The 17,325-nt window shown below is 64.3% G+C and carries 12 protein-coding genes; 3 read left to right on the top strand and 9 right to left on the bottom strand.

Features of this window, described 5'->3' with window-relative positions:
- Positions 1 to 227 precede the first annotated feature (227 nt).
- From ACYVHK_RS12875 to ACYVHK_RS12865, 3 genes are all read left to right on the top strand, one after another.
- Positions 228 to 716: a hypothetical protein gene (locus ACYVHK_RS12875; protein ID WP_460532425.1), complete on the top strand. Its 489-nt coding sequence runs from the start codon at positions 228 to 230 to the stop codon at positions 714 to 716.
- Positions 717 to 797: 81 nt separating this feature from the next.
- Positions 798 to 1,379 carry a flavodoxin family protein gene (locus ACYVHK_RS12870; RefSeq protein ID WP_460532422.1) on the top strand — a complete coding sequence of 194 codons (582 nt, stop codon included), beginning with the start codon at positions 798 to 800 and terminating at the stop codon, positions 1,377 to 1,379.
- On the top strand, positions 1,376 to 1,789 hold the full coding sequence (locus ACYVHK_RS12865) for a VOC family protein (RefSeq protein ID WP_460532419.1): 414 nt from the start codon (positions 1,376 to 1,378) through the stop codon (positions 1,787 to 1,789). Before ACYVHK_RS12870 ends, ACYVHK_RS12865 begins: the two co-directional genes overlap by 4 nt.
- A 54-nt stretch (positions 1,790 to 1,843) precedes the next feature.
- Here the strand turns inward: ACYVHK_RS12865 and ACYVHK_RS12860 are convergent, their stop codons facing one another.
- The 9 genes from ACYVHK_RS12860 to ACYVHK_RS12820 all read right to left on the bottom strand — a co-directional run bounded on the left by ACYVHK_RS12860 (position 1,844) and on the right by ACYVHK_RS12820 (position 17,224).
- Positions 1,844 to 5,653: a M48 family metallopeptidase gene (locus ACYVHK_RS12860; RefSeq protein WP_460532416.1), complete on the bottom strand. Its 3,810-nt coding sequence runs from the start codon at positions 5,651 to 5,653 to the stop codon at positions 1,844 to 1,846.
- A 341-nt stretch (positions 5,654 to 5,994) separates the two neighbouring features.
- A complete protein-coding gene (locus ACYVHK_RS12855) occupies positions 5,995 to 7,317 on the bottom strand; it encodes an LLM class flavin-dependent oxidoreductase (RefSeq protein ID WP_460532413.1) in 1,323 nt (440 codons plus the stop codon).
- 30 nt (positions 7,318 to 7,347) lie between these two features.
- Positions 7,348 to 9,111: an ABC transporter ATP-binding protein gene (locus ACYVHK_RS12850; protein ID WP_460532410.1), complete on the bottom strand. Its 1,764-nt coding sequence runs from the start codon at positions 9,109 to 9,111 to the stop codon at positions 7,348 to 7,350.
- A gap of 82 nt (positions 9,112 to 9,193) precedes the next feature.
- Positions 9,194 to 11,098, bottom strand: coding sequence for an extracellular solute-binding protein (locus tag ACYVHK_RS12845; RefSeq protein ID WP_460532407.1), 1,905 nt, complete (start codon positions 11,096 to 11,098; stop codon positions 9,194 to 9,196).
- Positions 11,095 to 12,723, bottom strand: coding sequence for an ABC transporter ATP-binding protein (locus ACYVHK_RS12840; protein ID WP_460532404.1), 1,629 nt, complete (start codon positions 12,721 to 12,723; stop codon positions 11,095 to 11,097). The genes ACYVHK_RS12845 and ACYVHK_RS12840 overlap by 4 nt, the downstream gene beginning before the upstream one ends.
- A gap of 170 nt (positions 12,724 to 12,893) precedes the next feature.
- A complete protein-coding gene (locus tag ACYVHK_RS12835; RefSeq protein ID WP_460532401.1) occupies positions 12,894 to 14,090 on the bottom strand; it encodes an ABC transporter permease in 1,197 nt (398 codons plus the stop codon).
- A gap of 2 nt (positions 14,091 to 14,092) precedes the next feature.
- A complete protein-coding gene (locus ACYVHK_RS12830) occupies positions 14,093 to 15,157 on the bottom strand; it encodes a microcin C ABC transporter permease YejB (RefSeq protein WP_460532398.1) in 1,065 nt (354 codons plus the stop codon).
- A gap of 271 nt (positions 15,158 to 15,428) precedes the next feature.
- Positions 15,429 to 16,103 (bottom strand): class II aldolase/adducin family protein, encoded by a 675-nt coding sequence (locus tag ACYVHK_RS12825; RefSeq protein ID WP_460532395.1) that lies wholly within the window; start codon positions 16,101 to 16,103, stop codon positions 15,429 to 15,431.
- 50 nt (positions 16,104 to 16,153) lie between these two features.
- A complete protein-coding gene (locus ACYVHK_RS12820; protein ID WP_460532392.1) occupies positions 16,154 to 17,224 on the bottom strand; it encodes an ABC transporter substrate-binding protein in 1,071 nt (356 codons plus the stop codon).
- Positions 17,225 to 17,325: the final 101 nt, after the last annotated feature.

Here is a 17,325-nt window from a genome sequence, read left to right as displayed (position 1 = left end):
GCTCGCTCGCCTTGAAGCCGGGCTTCCGGATGTACCCGTGGCATTCAAGCCCCTGGAACCCATGAGCGCAAGGGCATGACCGACCGTTCGGCAGATTGCCGGTCATCGGTCCTGGCCGTGTATTGCCTAAGTCGGGTACCCGATCTAGCTTGAGGAGGCATGGGGCGCCAGCACCGGTTGCCCCTGGGGCGTGTTGCCCCTCAGGTAGACCGGAAAGGAAATGCATCATGCTGACGCTCGCCGAGGTGGCCGCGCTGGTCACCGCGACCAAGGGCACCATCGAGATCTTTGACAAGATTGCCGGGCAGATCAAGGCCGTGTTGACCAAGCGCCCCAAGGAGGCCGAGGCGGAAGACGACCATTGGCGCTTCAAGATCCAGCCGGACGGGCGCGAGATTGTCGTCAAGCAGCAGGACAGGACGGTACAGGTGGTCACCGCGGACCAATTGGCGCATGTCTTGAGCCCGGCCGACCTGGAACTGGTGCAGACCTTTGAAGCCAGCATGCAGAAGTACTTTGGCCGCTGGAAGGCGGTCTACGCGAAAAAGGATGCCTCGCAGGACCCGCTGGTCAATGCCATCACCGAGGAGCAACTGAATGAGCAGGTGGCAAAGATGAAGGCCGAGCTGATAGGCATACTGAGTTTTCTGGAGCGGGCCGGCGTGCAGCTGGACGACCACTACCTGCATATCCGCCACCTGGTGGAACGGGTCTGAAGTTAATTCCGACGAGTGCTTGACCTCAAGTCGACTTGAATTTTCATACTGTCAGCCATCACTTCAAAGGATGACTGACTCATGACCCATACCCTCATTGTCTACCACTCCGGCACCGGTACGACGGCACAACTGGCGGAGGCGGCCCGACAGGGCGCCGTGGAGATCGGCACGGCGTCCGTGTTGTGCATCGACGGTGCGGATATCGTCGACGGCCGCTTCCGGCGCGAGGGCCTGCTGGCGCAACTGGACGAGGCCGACGCCATCCTGTTCGGCAGCCCCACCTATATGGGCGGGCCGTCATCACAGTTCAAGGCCTTTGCCGATGCCACCGGCGAGCGCTGGAGCCGGCAGGCGCTGGCGGGCAAGCTGGCAGGGGGCTTTACCATCGGCTCCACGCTCAATGGTGACCAGCTCCATACGCTGAGCTATTTCAACATACTGGCCGCACAACACGGCATGCTCTGGTGCAGCCTGGCCGTCGCGGCTGGCCGGGATGCGCTGGGACGCAACCCCTTGGGTACCCATCTGGGCGTGACGGCGCAGAGCGTAGAGGGCAGGGTGGCCGATGCCTACCTGGAGACGGCGCGCTACCTGGGCCGACGTATCGCCCGCATGGCCAGCCGCTATGTCGCGGAACTGGAAACGGAGCAATCAGCATGATCCCCAGCCTTGATCGCGTTGACCATATCCATGTCTACGTCACCGACCGTACCGCCGCCGAGCAGTGGTACGGCAGGGTGATGGGCCTGCAGCGGCTGCCGGCGCTGGCTTTCTGGGCACCGGGTGGTGGCCCGCTGACGCTGGGCAATGCCAGCGATACGGTCCATCTGGCCTTGTTCGAACGACCGCCGGCAAAGAACCACGCCACCGTGGCGCTGGCGGTCTCGGCGGATGGCTTTCTTGCCTGGCAGCGGCATCTGGCGGTCGAGCTGGGTCAGAAGCTGAAGGCCATCGATCATGCTGTTTCCTGGTCGATGTACTTCTGTGATCCGGACGGTAATCCGTTCGAGATCACCTCGTATGCGCATGCCGAGCTGGCGCAGGCATTGGCGGAGCAGGCGGCGCCATAGAAAAAGGAGGGGAAGCCCCCTCCTTGTTCAAGTCTCTCCCTTTAGCGCCTGCGCTCAGGAGAAGTAAGGACGCTCCGATGGAAAGAGCAGTTGCTTGGCCGTGGTACGCCACGCATCGGGCGCGCGCTTGCCGAGCAGGATCAGACCCATGGCGTAGGCACTGGCGCGGGTTTCGATGCTGACGCCCACGAGGCGCTTCTCGGCCTCTGCCGGTGCTGCCCCGCTTGCGACCGCGTCGGCAAAGGCGATCATCGCCTTGGCGCTTTCGCTATCGGCTTCATCCAGGACCTTGCGGTAGGCGGTGGTATCCGCTTTCTCCCGCAGCCCCAGGGCGAGCATGGCCCAGGCGGTCTCGTTGTCGAGCCCGTGCTTCGGATCGAGTGCCAACGCCTGCATGATGCGTTGCGTGGAGGCGCCGTCCGATGCCGCAGCGAAGCGCAACAAGCGGTCCGCCAAGGGTGATCGCGGCCCGGCATGTGACAAGGCGGCATCGAACTCACCGCGGCCCAGCTCCGTGTAGGCGATCATCGGCGAGGACTTGTCCACACCTTCACCGCTTTCCAGCGCCATCAACTGGCGTGCCGATGCGGTCCGTTCCAGCAGGTCTGCCGGTACTGGCTTGCCTAGCAGGCGGTAGATGCGTACTACGTCCAGGCCCACGAAGTCGGCCAGCACTGGCGTCTGCTTGCGTGCGCGGTCCATGCGTTCCAGTGCGGCAGGCCAGTCCATGCGTTCGGCGTAGGTATAGCCGGCTGCCATGGTGAACCAGGCATTGTTTGGCCAGCGTTGCGCGCCAGCGAGGAAGGCCTGGTTCCGTTCACTGATGTTGCTGATGCAACGGGCCGCCACATACTGCAGATCCGGATTGTCGGGCGCTTGCTCGGCTTGATGCCGCTGCCGCTGGCAGACGGCATCGCGTTGCTCGCCGGCGTTATCTTGTTCGGTACGCAAGGTAATGACGTCGGCAGGCTGGTCCTTGAGGCGTGCCGCCATCAGATCCTTCGCCTCGGGCATTTTGCGGGCGCTATAGAGCCAGTGGGCGGCATAGGTCGAATTGCCGCTATCCCAGCGAGCGTGCGCGAGTATGACCTGCCGGCTGGCGGCAGCGTCATCCAGGTCGCCCAGTTGCTCGCCCGGCGACAGATCGCCAAGCCCGCTCAATACCGTGCGCGTACCGCCGCCGCTCTTGGTGCTGATGGACCGTGGTGGTTCCTCGAACAATATCTCGGCCGGGGTGACCATCCAGCGCGGCGCACCCTGCTTGCGCGGTGCGACAGGCGCGTAGCTGCCGTAGGTCGCGGTCCATTCCACCAGGGGGCTGGCACCGGCGATGTTGTAGACATAGCGCGATGCACCACCGTCCAGCGTGACGGGGAAGGATTCGATGGGATGCCCATCCTGGGTGCGTGCTGCGATCTTGAGCTGGCCATCGGTCGGTACTTCGACGGTATCGTGACCGAACTCGGGCAGTTCGACGGATTGCTCATTGACCTGCACCACCACGGCGCGGGCCAGACCGTTGTAGATGACGACATGTGCCATGCCGGCGCTGCCACCAAAGCCGAGCACGGTACCGACGATGCCCAGCGATACCGCCAGGCGGCCTACGGTTGCGACCGGGCCATCGGCGCGTTGGAAACGTGCCCACCAGCCGAGTTTGGTCTGGCGCTTGCGTTCCTGGCGGGGCAGTAGGGTGGCATACCGTTGCGGTACCGTACTGGCGGCGCTTGCTTCGCCACTGGCCTGGCCTTCGCGAAACTCGCGAGCGAGCTTTGCTTCCGTGCTCAGCAACTGGCACAAGGCGGCGCGGCGCAGGGAAGACAAGGTGCCGGCCATGCTGTTGACCCAACCATCGATGACCTTGACCCAGTCATTGATATTGTCTTTGCTGGCCGGTACCAGATCGAACTTGCCCAGCGCGTCCGACCAGTTGTCGACCTCCATGCGAGCCAGCACCGTTGGGTCGGGCTGGACCGCTTCACGGTGCTGGTCGATCTCCGACATGACGGCATGCAATTGATTGGCGGCAGCCACAACGCGCTTGACCCCATCCGAGCTGACCTTGCCGGTCGCCGTCTCGACGGCCACGATGTTGGAGAAGAGGCCGTGCGCGTCGCGCAGGTCTGCCTCGGTGTGTTCGGCATAGTGCAGGGTACTGGCCAGGCCTAGCAGGTAGGACTCCCAGCCACCGCCCAGCTTGGCAGCGATAGTGCGATGCAGGCTGCGGCACTGGCGATCATGCGCGGCCAGCTTGGACTCGACCTCTGCCAGTTCCTTGCCCACTTGTTCGATCACCTGCGGGAGCTGACGCCGACGTAGTTGCTGGCCACGGTGGCGGATGACGCCGTCGGTGGCAGCCATAGTGCCGGCATGCAGCGATTCCAGCATGGCCTTTTCTTTTTCCAGATTGCGCAGTTGCTCCAGCTCCGGTGCCAGCGATTCTGGGTAGAGCGCCGCCAGGCTATCGGCCGTGACCTCGCCCATGGGCTGGTACAGCTCTTCCGGCCGCTGTACGCCACGTACGACGGACCGACCCAGATAAGCCCCGCGATAGAAGCGGTTCAGGTCCTCGCGCTGGAACAGCTCGTCAAGATGTTGCAGCGAGGTCTCAAGGGCGACCGCCTCCGGTTTTTCCTCGACATCCTTGATCAGGTGATCGCTGACCTGCTTGCGCAGCTCGGCCGGATGGGTGAACAGCGCCCAGGCGCTACGCGGATCGACCGGCGCGGCGAGATAGACGCGCTTGGCGTTCTGCTCGCGCTCGTGATTCAGCGGATGGGTGGCCCACATCTGCGGCGGGCGGGCGAAATCCACGCTGAACACGCGGTGCTGATCCGGGCTGCCGGTCGGGCCGGGGGGCTCCTTGCCATAACCGGGATCATTGAATACCACCCGCAGATGCGCGATCACGCGGGACTGGATGGCGAACAGGTCTTCGACCTTGCGGCCCTTGCCGAACTCGCCATTGGCGAAGCTCAGGGTACGGTCCCAGGCATCGTCCGCGGCTTCCATCTTGTGCAGGGCGTGGATCAGCGCATCGCTACCGGTCAGCGACACGGCGACCAGGTCTGCCTGCATTTCCATTTCGCGCGACAGTGCCCGCTGCGCCAGGACCACCAGGCGGAAGGCGGTTTCCAGCAGTGTCCGGATGGCCCAGACGATCAGCGACATCAGCCAGCCTATCCAGGCGATGCGGAAGTCGAAATTGGAGAGGGCCTGGAGAAATTTATCGAGCGCATCGCGCTTGGAGATGATCTGGCCGGCGATCTGCTGGGCGATATAGACCCAGCGGCCCACGGCCATCGAACGTTGGGCAAAATGCCCGAATTCATGGGCCAGTACGGCTTTCAGCTCACCCAAGGTGAGTACGTTGACCAGGGCCAGGCCGATTTCCAGGTTCTTCCTGGACGGCCACAGCAGGTTGAGGATGGACAGGTCGTAAAAGACCGAGGCGTTCACCCGGGCCGACAGGAATACCCGATGCGGCCGTGGTGCGCCGGCTTCGTCCGCCAGGCGGTGCAGGAATTCGAATAGCGTGGGTTCATCCTTGGCGGTGACCTCCACGTCATCGGATTTGCCGCCACCGTGCTTGATGAAAAACAGTGCCTTGAGCATGAAGACGGCCAGGAAGGCCGAGGCGCCACCGACGATGAAGGGTACGAAGCTATCGCCACCCGTACCCAGGATCGCGCCGCGCAACAGGCGCCAGGCCTGCCAGGCAAACCAGCCCGACAAGCAGCAATACAGCAAGACAAACAAACCCAGACCCGCCATGGCGAGCCAGGCTTTCTGCTTGTAACGGCGATTGGCCTTGGTCAGGTCCGCCGGCACATTGGCCGGCCCCGCTGGATAGATGCTATCCATATTTCCCCCTCGATCATTTTGTTACCGCGACCACCTCCCAAGGGGGCGCGGCGATGTGTCGTCCACCTCTCGGCCATATGCCGATAGCGAATCGAGGCAGAGGATACTGTTGCTCGCGAACAGTTCCAAGTGACTAATTACGTGGGGGAAATATTGTTGGTGCGAGGTGGGTGGCTGCTGGCGGGGTGTTACGGGGTCTCCCCTGAATGCGTTCACTCAGGGAGCCGCATTCCGCTGCGCTCTCTCGCAGTCTGCCGGGTTTGACGGCTACCCGTGTGGACAAGGAGGACCGGTCATACCGTGCCTCCTTGCCCTTCGTACTTGATTGCCTGCCCGGGGTATCAGCGAATGTGCTGGCTTACCGGCCGCTTCAGCCCCAGATTCTCCCGCAGCGTCGTGCCTTCGTATTCGGTGCGGAACAGGCCGCGACGCTGTAGCTCGGGTACGACCTCGGTCACGAAATCCTCGAAGCCGGTGGGGATTTGCGGCGGGATCAGGTTGAAGCCGTCGGCGCCTTCCTGGGTGAACCATTGCTCTATCGTATCGGCCACCGTTTTGGCCGAGCCCACCACCAGGTTGTGGCCGCGGAAGACGCTGAATTGCAGCACGGCCTGGCGGATGCTGAGGTTGTCGCGGCGGGCGCGGTCCAGGAGTTGTTGCAGGCGGCCCTTGCCGTTCTCGGTTTCGGGCAGGTCGGGCACCGGGCCGTCGAGCGGGTAGCCGGAGAGGTCGACGCCGCCCAGTTGTACCCCGTGCGAGAAATCCACCGCGTCCTGCAGGCGTTGCAGCTTCTCCTGCGCTTCTTCGTCGGTGCGGCCGATGATGGGTGAGAGCCCTGGGGTGATCACGATGTCCTCGGGTTCGCGGCCGTACTTGGCGAGGCGGCTTTTAACATCCCGATAGTATTCCTGCGCCACATCCAGCCGCTGGGCGGAGGCGTAGGTCATCTCGGCAAAGCGGGCGGCGAACTCGCGACCGGTGTCGGAGTTGCCGGCCTGGACCAGCACCGGGTAGCCCTGCAGGGGGCGGGCGACATCCAGTAGCGAATCGGAGCGGAAGTAGCGGCCCTCGTGCTTGACCGGCTTGGCGGCGGCGGGATCAAAGAACTGGCCGCTGACGGGATCGGCATGGTCGAAGGCGCCATCGTCCCAGCTGTCCCAGAGGGCGCGGGTCAGGTCGAGGAACTCGCCGGCGCGCTCATAGCGCTCGGCGTGGCTCAGGGTGTCGTCGAGGCCGAAGCTGCGGGCGGCACTATCCTGCAGCGAGGAGACGACGTTCCAGGCGGCGCGGCCACCGCTGATATGGTCCAGCGAGGCGAACTTGCGGGCGACGTTGTAGGGCTCGTTGAAGTTGGTGTTTACCGTGGCGACGAGGCCGATGTGCTGGGTGACGGCTGCCAGCGCCGACATGAAGGTGATGGGTTCGAAGTCGTAGCGCTTGTCGCTGCGGGCCTGCTTTTCAAGTGCTTCGGGCGAGCGGCCGACAAAGTCGGCGATGAAGACGCTGTCGAACTTGGCCTGCTCGGCCAGTTGCGCGAGGCGCAGCCAGTAGCGGAAATCCGGGTTGCCGGCGCGCGGGGCCTCCGGCTGGCGCCAGGCGGTGGGATGGTGGCCGAAGCGGGTGAAGAACACCCCGAGCTTGAGTTGGCGTTTGGCTTTGGACATGGTGGTGTCTCGTTGGGATGGTGAAAGGATTCAGGCGGCCAGTTGGGCCGGCTGGTCGCCGCGCTGCAGTGCAAACAGGCGGGCATAGAGGCCGCCCTGGCTGCGTAGCTGGTTGTGGGCACCTTGCTCCAGCACGCGGCCTTGCTGCATGACCAGGATCAGGCTGGCGTTCATGACGGTGCTCAGCCGGTGGGCGATGATCACCGAGCTGCGCCCGCTTACCAGTTGCGCCAGGCCTTGCTGGACCAGGTGTTCGGATTCGGAATCGAGCGCGCTGGTGGCTTCGTCGAGGATGATGAGCTGCGGGTCCTTGAGGATGGCGCGGGCGATGGCGACACGCTGCTTCTCGCCGCCGGAGAGCTTGATGCCGCGCTCGCCGACCAGGGTGTCGTACTGGGCATCCAGGTTGCGGATGAAGCTGTCGGCATGGGCGGCCGAGGCGGCGGCCTGCACATCGTCCCGGCTGGCGCCGGGGCGGGCGAAGGCGATGTTCTCGCCAATGCTGTCGTTGAACAGTGCTACGTCCTGCAGTACCACGCCCATCAGCGCGCGCACGCTGCGCTGCTGGTAGTCCCGCAGGTCGCGGCCGTTGATCAGGATGCGGCCTTCGGTCGGGTCATAGAAGCGCATCAGCAGCTTGACGATGGTGGTCTTGCCGCTGCCGCTGGTGCCGACCAGGGCCAGCGACTGGCCCTTGGGCAGGTGGAAGCTGATGTGCTGCAGTGCCGCGCCATCCTTGCCGGGATAGGTGAAGCTGACGTTCTCGAAGGTGATGGTGTCGAGTTCGGTCAGCGGGATGGCGTCCGGCTTGTCCGCCACCTCAGGCTGCACATCCAGCAGCTCCACCAGCCGCTCGGCCAGGCTTTCGATCTCGCCGGCCTGGTTGATCTGGCGGGCGATGGGCTGGATGGTGTTGATCAGGTTCTGGGTGAGGGTTAGTACCAGCAGGATGTCGCCGGTGCCGTAGTGGCCGGCCAGCGCGCCACGGGCGGTGATCAGCACGGCGGCGAACACGCCGAAGGTGTTGACGAGGTTCAGCGCCTGTTCGGTCCGCCATTCGGTCTTGTGCAGGTTGCCCCGCGTGACCATCCATTCGGCCTGGGTATCGTCATAGCGTTGCTTGACCGCTGCCTCGCCGCCAAAGCTGCGGACGGTGGCGATATTGCCGACCATCTCGGCCAGCAGGCCGGTCATGCGGCCCGCCAGCATCTGCCAGCCGCGCCGGTAGGCGTGGGTCCAGCCCACGGTACGGTAGGACAGGAAGAAATTGAACAGCAGCACGCCGGCCATGATCAGGCCGACGACGGGGGCCTTGACGAGCAGGACCACAATGATCAGTACCATCTGGATGGCGCTGGCGAGGATGCCCTCGGTCAGCGAGGACAGCCACATGGTGATCTGGGTGATGGCGCTGAAGCGATCCATGATCTCGCCGACCCGGGTCTTCTCGAAATAGTCGATCGACTTCTGGGTCATGTTGTCGAACACGCGCTGGCGGAAGGTGCTGACGGTATCGAGCCAGAGGTCGTCCGCCTGCTTGTTCTGCAAGGCACCGAACACCACCACGCCGATACGCAGCGCAAAGAACACCCCCAGCAGCAGGGTGATCTGCCAACTGGCGTCGGCATGGTCGAGCTTGCCGGTCAGCAGGTGGGAGATGACATCGACGACCGCCTTGTACAGATAGGGCGTGGCGGTGCCGATCAGGGCGATCAGCGTGCCGACGAGCGTGACGCCGATCACGCGGCCCCGGTATTCGGGGATGAACTGGATGGTGCGCCAGAGGTTTTTCATGGTGCAGGCCTATGGGTGGGCGTGACTCGGACCGGCTGCTGCAAGGCAGCGACCGGCGGGACAGGCGTGGATGGATAGGGGGCTAGCGCGGCTTGCCGCTACTGCCTGCCTGGGCGATGCGCTGCTTGTCCCTGGGCTTGCCGGCCTGCTGGGCGGTGCTGTCCCACCAGTTGCTGAGCACCCATTCGTTGGCACCGTAGTAGGAGGGCACGACCGCCGGCCTTTTGAGCCGCTGGTTGTAGAGCAGGTAGTGGTCGGTCAGGTAGCGCCAGGGGATGAAGTAGTGACCGTGGATCAGGACCCGGTCGAGCGCACGCGCCACGGTCTGTTGCTCTTCGGGACTGCTGGCGTCCTGCAGTTTCTCGATCAGAGCGTCGACCGCGGCGGACTTCACCCCGGTCAGGTTTTCCGAACCCGGTCGGTCGGCGTCCTTGCTGTTGAAGGTGCGCCAGAGCTCGCCCGCCGGCAGCCGTGCCTCGCGCAGGCTGACGGAGAGGTAGTCGAAGTCGAAGCGGTTGGTGCGTTCGCGGCTGGTGGCCGCGTCCGTCACGTTCTTGCGGACCACGATTCCGAGCTTGCTGAGGTTCAGGTAGATCGGCTCCATAAAGGGGCTCTGGCCACGGGAAGCGGCGATCTCGATCTCGAACGGTTCGCCCTTGGCATTGCGCAACACGCCGTCGCGGTTGTGCCAGCCGGCGGCGGCAAACAGGTCCAGTGCCTTGGTCAGGTTCTCGCGCAGGGTGTGCGGTGCGTGGGTGGTGGGTTGCTCGAACATGGGGCCGAACACGGCCGGCGGCAGATCTTTCTCATAGGGAGCCAGCAGCTTGCGCTCCGCCTCGCTCGGCAGGCCACGGGCCGCCAGCGGGGTGCCGCTGAAGTAGCTGTTCACACGCTTGAATTCGCTATCGAAGATCTTCTGGTTCACCCATTCGAAATCCATCGCGTAGTTCAGCGCTTCCCGCACGCGCGGGTCGCGGAAGCGCTCGCGCCGCAGGTTGACGATCCAGCCGTTCATGGAGGGGGGATTGGCGTGCGGCAGCTTTTCTTTCAGGAGCTCCTTGTTATCGAAGTGCTTGCCGATGTACTGGCAGCACCAGTAGCGCATCTGCGTCTCGCTGAAGAAGTCGTAGTCCAGCGCCCGCAGGCCGGCGACCTGGGTGTCGCGATCCTTGTAGAGCTTGTAGGTCACCTCGCCGAAGTTGTAGAAGCCGCGGCGTACGGCGATATCGCTACCCCAGTAGTCGGGATTGCGGCGATAGCGGATGTCCGAGCCGCTCTGGGCCTTGTCGATCACATAGGGGCCGCTGGCGATGGGCAGTTCCAGCCGCAGTTTGTCGAAATCCACCTTCCCCAGCGCACTGACGCCCCACTTGGGAGAGAACACGGGCAGGCTGCCGGCGACAAAGGGCAGGTCGCGGCCCTTGCGCTTGAAGTCGAAGCGGATGGTGCGCGGGTCGACCACCGTGACCTCGGCGATCTCGGCGAAGTAGGACTTGAAGCGCGGGCTGGCCTTGCGGCTGGTGAGGATGCCGAAGCTGTACTTCACGTCACGTGCGGTGACCGGGTCGCCATTGTTGAAGCGCGCCTTGGGGTTGAGGCGGAAGGTCACGCTGCTGAAGTCCGGCGCGACCGCGATGTCCTCGGCCAGCAGGCCGTACTGGGTGTTGGGCTCGTCCAGGCTCAGGGTGGTCAGGGTCTCGAACAGCAGTTCGTTCAGCCCGGGGGCGGGCTTGCCCTTGAGGCTGAAGGGATTGAACTTGTCGAAACTGCTGTTCTGGCTGGTGACCGAGAGCGTGATGTTGCCGCCGCGCGGTGCGGCCGGGTTGGCGTAGTCGAAGTGATCGAAGCCCGCCGGGTACTTGGGTTGGCCAAACTGGGCATAGGCGTGAGCCGCCAGGCTGGGTGCGGCAAGCAGGCTGGCGATGCCGGCCACCAGCCAGCGGGCGAGGGCGCGTTGCGTGGGGAGGAGGGCGCGTGGGTGGTTCATTGCGATGCCTGTACCAGTTGCTGGGTGTAGGGGTGCTGGGGGGACTGGATGACGGATTCGGTCTCGCCGGTCTCGACGATGGCGCCGTCCTTGATCACGTACAGCCGGTGGGAGAGGGCACGCACGACCGTCAGGTCATGGGTGATCAGTACATAGCTCAGGCCGTATTTCTGCTGCAGGCGGACCAGCAGCTTGAGCACCTGGTTCTGGATGGAGACATCCAGCGCGGAAGTTGGCTCGTCGAGCACCAGCACCTTGGGCTTGAGCACGATGGCGCGGGCGATGGCGATGCGTTGACGCTGGCCACCGGAGAACTGGTGCGGGTAGGCGCTGAGTGCGCTGGCCGGCAGGCCGACCTCGGCCAGCACCTGCACGATGGCCTCGCGCCGCTCGGCGACGGTCTGCTCGGGCTGATGCAGTGCCAGGCCCTCGCCGACGATCTGTTCGATGGTCTGGCGTGGTGATAGCGCGCCGAACGGGTCCTGGAACACCACCTGCAGCCTGGAGCGCAAGCGGCGTTGCTGTGGGCGGCTCAGTGCGGCGACGGGCGCCCCGTCGAACTGCAGGCTGCCCGCCTGGGTACGAACCAGCCCCAGGATGGCTTGTGCCAGCGTGGATTTACCGGAACCGGATTCACCGACGATGCCGATGGTTTCGCCGGCCTTGAGGCTGATCTCTGCCCCGGCCAGCGCCACGAATGATTCGCGTTGCCACCAGCCGCGCCAGCCGGCCAGCTTCTTGGGGTAGACGACCCGCAGGCCTTGGGTCTGCAGGAGCACCGCGGCATCGGTCGCGACGGGCTGGATATGCCGTTCCGGCAGGCTGTTGATAAGCTTGAGGGTGTAGGGGTGCTGCGGTTGCCGGAAGATGGCCTCGGTGGTGCCGGTCTCGATCAGGCGGCCGCGTTCCATGACGGCGACCCGCTGCGCAAACTGCCGTACCAGGTTCAGATCATGGGTGATCAGGAGGATGGCCATGCCGCTGCCGCCGGGCTTGGCTTCCTCGGCCTGCAGTTCCAGCAGCAGCTTGACGATGCGGGCGCGGACGGTGAGGTCCAGCGCGGTGGTGGGTTCATCTGCGATCAGCAGCTTGGGCCGGCAGGCCAGGGCCATGGCGATCATGGCGCGCTGGCGTTGGCCGCCGGAGAGCTGGTGGGCGTAGCTGTCCACGCGCCGCTCGGGTTCGCGCACGCCGGTACGGGCCAGCAGGCTGATGGCCTTGTCGCGGGCGTCGCGGCCACGCAGGCCTTCATGCAGTTGCAGGGTCTCGATGATCTGCTGGCCGATGGTGTACAGCGGGTTCAGGGCCGTCATCGGCTCCTGGAAGATGATGGCGATCTCGGCGCCACGCACCTCACGCAGTGCAGCTTCGTCCAGTGTTGCCAGATCGCGACCATCGAACTGCACCTGGCCGCTGATGCGGGCGTGTTCGAGCAGCCGCAGGATGGATAGCGCGGTCACGGTCTTGCCGGAGCCGGACTCCCCCACCAGCGCGACCCGCTCGCCAGCGTGGATCTCGAGGTTGAGCTGGTGGACGGCCTCCTTGCGGCCGAAGTGGATGGAGACGTCACGCAGGACCAGTAGTGGTGCTCCTCCGTGACGGTTTGAGCCGGCGGGATTACCCACAAGCGGTTCACCCGACGAGCCTGGGCGAGGCTCCCTCGCGGCGGCGAGGGCGGGGGGAGTGGGGCCCGATAGCGAGGCCTCGGCGAGTTCCAGTAGACCTGTAGCGCCCGGCTCTGCCGGGTGGTGAGCTGCGCTTTGGGGCGCGACTTCTCTTGTTAGTAGCGGCGCACTCATATGGCTAACTCCACGGGGCGAGTCAGGGGTTCGTAGTGGGGATAGGTGAAGACGGCTTCACCCTCGGTGTCTTCTTCATCCTGATCACGGTGGGCGATGCGGTTGTCCAGCGCGTTGCGCAGGGCCTCGCCCATGAAGGTCAGCAACAGCAGGGTGACGACCAGCACGCCAAAGCCGGAGACGGCGATCCACCAGGCGTCGAGGTTCTCCTTGCCTTGTTGCAGCAGGTGGCCAAGGCTGGGGGCTGGGGCGGTGACACCCAGGCCGAGGAAATCCAGGCTGGCCAGTGCCATGATGGCGGCGCTCATGCGGAAGGGCAGGAAGGTGATGACCGGGGTGAGGCTGTTGGGCAGGATGTGGCGCCAGATGATCTGCAGGTGCGACAGGCCCAATGCCCGGGCGGCCTTGACGTACTCGAGCTGGCGGTTGCGCAGGAACTCGGCGCGGACGTAGTCCGATAGGTGTATCCAGCCAAACAGCGCCAGCAGCCCGAACAGCAGCAGGAAGCTGTGCTGGAAGATGGAGGCGAAGATGATCAGCAGGTAGAGCTCGGGCATGGAGCCCCATATCTCGATCAGGCGCTGGGTGAAGAGGTCGACCCTGCCGGCGAAGTAGCCCTGCAGGGCACCGATGGCAATGCCCAGCACGGTGCCAGCGAGCGTCAGTGCCAGCGCGAAGGTGACGGAGACGCGAAAGCCGTACAGCAGCCGGGCGACGATGTCGTAGCCGGCGATGTCCGTCCCCAGCCAGTTGTCGGCAGTGGGCGGGCTGGGAAAGTGCGCGGCCTTGGAGAAGTAGTTGAGCGTGTCGTAGTAGTAGCTGTTCGGCGCATAGAGGGCGAAATTGCCGGGCTTGGCCAACTGGGCTCGGATGAAGGGATCGTGGTAGTCCGCCTTGATCGGTAGGCGGCCGCCGAAGACGGATTCCGGATACTGCTGGAACAGCGGGAAGTACCATTCATGCTGGTACTTCACCAGCAGCGGCTTGTCGTTGCTGAGCAGTTCGCCCGCCAGGCTGATGGCGTACAGGCTGGCAAACAGGATCAGGCTCCAGTAGCCCAGCCGGTTGCGCTTGAAGCGCAGCCAGATGCGGCGACCGGGCGAGGTGGCCCGGGCACGGCGCGCATGCCGTTCGTTGGCATCGGCCGGCTCCAGGGGTAGCGGGCCGTGGGTGGTGGCGATCACGGTGGTCATGGTCAGGCCCCTTGGGCGTCGAACTTGATGCGGGGGTCCACCAGCACGTAGGCGACATCGCCTACCAGCTTGGTAAAGAGCCCGATCAGGGTGAAGAGATAGAGCGTGCCCATCACCACCGGGTAGTCCCGGCTGTTGATGGATTCGTAGGAAAGCAGGCCCAGGCCATCGAGTGAGAACAGGGTCTCGATCAGCAGGCTGCCGGTGAAGAAGGCGGCGATGAAGGTGGCGGGAAAGCCGGTCACCAGCGGCAGCAGGGCGTTGCGGAACACATGCTTCCACAGCACCTGCCGCTCGCTCAGGCCCTTGGCACGGGCGGTGAGCACGTACTGGCGGCGGATTTCCTCGAGGAAGGTGTTCTTGGTCAGCAGGGTCTTCACGGCGAAGCTGCTGACTACGGCGGCGGTGACCGGCAGGGTGATATGCCAGAGGTAGTCGGTGATTTTGCCCCAGGCGCTCAACTGGTCCCAGTTTGGCGAGGTCAGCCCGCGCAGCGGGAAGACATCCCAGAACGAACCGCCGCCGAACAGCACGATCAGCAGCACACCCAGGACGAAGCCGGGCACGGCATAGCCGGCAAGGATGACGACGCTGCTGATCAGATCAAACGGCGTGCCGGCCCTTACCGCCTTGGCGACACCCAGCGGCACCGAGACGAGATAGGTCAGGACCAGGGTCCAGACGCCGAGCGAGACCGAGACCAGCAGCTTTTCCTTGATCAGGTTCCAGACCGGCTGGTTGCGGGCATAGCTGTCACCAAGTTCAAACTGTGCGTAGTGCTTGAGCATGCTGAAATAACGCTGCAGCGGCGGTTGGTCGAAACCGTACAACTGCCCCAGTTGTTTGATCTGCTGCGCATCCAGCCCCTGGCGGCCGTTGTAACCCCAACTGCCACTGCTGGCAGCGCCGCCTTCGCTACCGGTGCGGGCGCCTTCGCCGTCGATCTGTACCAGGGCCTGCTCGATCGGGCCGCCGGGCACGAGCTGGGTAATCAGGAAGGTCAGTGTCAGCACCCCCAGCAGGGTGGGGATCATGATCAGCAGGCGTTTGAGCAGGTAGGACAGCATGGTCTGGATTCAGCCTTGGTGACGGTGGTCGCGGCCGGCAGCGTTAGCGTGCCGGTGACTGACCTATAGCGGCTTTTGTGCCAGGCTGACGTTTGGCTGGATAAGCCTTTTGCTTCAGTGACTTGTGATGGCTTTTCTGCGCCGGATTACCCCGTGGCCTTGCTGCATACGCAGCAAACCTGGGTGGGGGTGTTGCTTGCCCATCAGCCTGCTGCGCAAACAAAAAGCCGGGCATTGCCCGGCTGGTGTGGATGAGTGGACGGGATGGGGACTAGCCGGTGTAGGCCTTGGCCTTGACGACATCGAGCAGGCCGGTGCGTTTCCATTGCAGCTCCAGCGCGCCCGGCGTGTATTCCTTGGCGCCGCCCAGTTGTTCGGCGATTGCCTGGTAGCGGGCGGCTTCTTCGATCAACAGGATGTTCTGCGCTGTCTTGAGAATGCCGCGACCCCAGAAGTTGGCGCCGCCGTTCGATTCCAGCAAGGCAGGTGGCGGGGCGAGTTCCGGGTGCTCGTCCAGTCGTTCGCGAATCACTTCCAGCACGCTGCGGGTACGCTCCAAGTGGTTGGGAATCTCCCGAGCCAGCAGATTACGCTGGGCGGCCACGTAGAGGATGGGGAAGGGCTTGTGCGCCAGCGACCAGGCCGACAGGAAGTTGGTATGGGCATGGATCAGGGTGTCGGCATCCAGGCGCTCTTCCTGCAGTACGTTCTGTTGTTGTTCCGAGAACGGGGTGATGCGGAAGGTCGGCTCGCGGCTGCGCTCCCAGGGTTGCGGAAAGCGTAGGTGCAAGAGTTTGTCGTGGCCGGGAATCTTGTGGCTGACGTGGAAGGTCCAGCTGGCGGACAGGGTCTGTGTCTCGCGCAGGAAATTGAAGGCGTGGATGGCATCAGCCTTGGCTTCGTCGATGTAGGAGACGAGGTCGATATCGGCGAGGGACTCGGACATGAACGGATTCCTTTAAAAGTATTGGTTAAAGTCGGGTTTAGCTATGTAGATCAGGCGGCGAGCGGCGTGAGGACGGCTTTTTCGGCGTCGACCAGTGCCTGTGCTTGTGCCAGCGGTGCACTGACGATCCAGTCGAGCACGTTGAAATCCGCTGCCAGGTAGCCCCAGTCGCGCAGGAAATTCTTCTGGGTTTCCAGCCCCAGGATGTAGGCCGGGCTGAGCTGGGGCTTGAAGGACTGGTGCACGTTGGCGCCATGTGCGGCATAGACATCCTCGTGGCTGATGCCGCCGCTTTCCGGCAGCAGCAGGTCGGCGACTTCCTCACGGTGTTGCTCGGCCCATTCGGCTGTGCGCAGCAGCACGGCCAGGTAGCGCACCACGACACCCGGGTGTTGTTCCAGGAAGGCGCGGTCGACGGTGATCGGGCGGGGCACGCCGTTGCCGACGCGCAGCAGCGGGTCGGTCAGGTCGTTGAGGTTGATGATCTGGCGATAGCGGGTATTGCGGGAGGCGCGGTAGCCTCGGGCGAAGCGGATGAACACGGCGTCGACGTCACCGGCATCGAGTGCCGCCAGCGCGACATCCGTCGGCTCACCGACGCGTGCCTGGCGCGGCCCGTCTTCGCTGTCGTAGTTCGGTGCCTCGACATCGACCAGGGTGACGTCTGCCACGGTGAGGCCGGCGGTGCTCAGTGCGCTCTGGTAGCCATGTTGGGCGGCGCCGCGCTGGAAGTCGATCAGCGAGCCCTGATGCAGGGGCACGGCCAGCCGCTTGCCACGCAGGTCGGCGACGGTGAGGATCGGGCTGCCGGCGCGCACCAGGATGCCCTGGTACTCGTCCAGCCAGGTGATGCCCAGTACCACCGTATCCGCGCCACCGGCCTTGGCCCAGATCGGCGGGATATTGCCACCTTCGCGGAACATGCCGGACTGCGAATGGTTGTAGTGCGAGTTACGCGTGGTGAGATTGTCGGCATCGCGCAGCGAGCGCAGATGCGTGCCGGCCTGGGCGAATTCCTGTTGCAACCACTGCTTGCGGATCGCAAGGCCGGATGCCGTGGCGGCGCCGCAGCGGGTGTACCAGAGTTCGACCGGGGCGGAAGGGGTAGAGGCAAGTGTCATTGCATGTCCTTTGCAGTAAGCGTTGGAAGCTGAGGCCACCGTGGGTGGCGAGCAGGATTGCCCGCTCCCTACAGCAGGCTCCGTGCCATGCGGCTATTTGA

Source organism: Chitinimonas naiadis (assembly GCF_054780835.1).
This window is presented reverse-complemented; position numbering and strand designations above follow the sequence as displayed.

Bases quoted from the DNA above. Each gene is read 5' to 3' on its own strand.
- ACYVHK_RS12875 (WP_460532425.1), top strand. From the start codon at position 228: ATGCTGACGCTCGCCGAGGTGGCCGCGCTGGTCACCGCGACCAAGGGC.
- ACYVHK_RS12870 (WP_460532422.1), top strand. From the start codon at position 798: ATGACCCATACCCTCATTGTCTACCACTCCGGCACCGGTACGACGGCA.
- ACYVHK_RS12865 (WP_460532419.1), top strand. From the start codon at position 1,376: ATGATCCCCAGCCTTGATCGCGTTGACCATATCCATGTCTACGTCACC.
- ACYVHK_RS12860 (WP_460532416.1), bottom strand. From the start codon at position 5,653: ATGGATAGCATCTATCCAGCGGGGCCGGCCAATGTGCCGGCGGACCTG.
- ACYVHK_RS12855 (WP_460532413.1), bottom strand. From the start codon at position 7,317: ATGTCCAAAGCCAAACGCCAACTCAAGCTCGGGGTGTTCTTCACCCGC.
- ACYVHK_RS12850 (WP_460532410.1), bottom strand. From the start codon at position 9,111: ATGAAAAACCTCTGGCGCACCATCCAGTTCATCCCCGAATACCGGGGC.
- ACYVHK_RS12845 (WP_460532407.1), bottom strand. From the start codon at position 11,098: ATGAACCACCCACGCGCCCTCCTCCCCACGCAACGCGCCCTCGCCCGC.
- ACYVHK_RS12835 (WP_460532401.1), bottom strand. From the start codon at position 14,090: ATGACCACCGTGATCGCCACCACCCACGGCCCGCTACCCCTGGAGCCG.
- ACYVHK_RS12830 (WP_460532398.1), bottom strand. From the start codon at position 15,157: ATGCTGTCCTACCTGCTCAAACGCCTGCTGATCATGATCCCCACCCTG.
- ACYVHK_RS12825 (WP_460532395.1), bottom strand. From the start codon at position 16,103: ATGTCCGAGTCCCTCGCCGATATCGACCTCGTCTCCTACATCGACGAA.
- ACYVHK_RS12820 (WP_460532392.1), bottom strand. From the start codon at position 17,224: ATGACACTTGCCTCTACCCCTTCCGCCCCGGTCGAACTCTGGTACACC.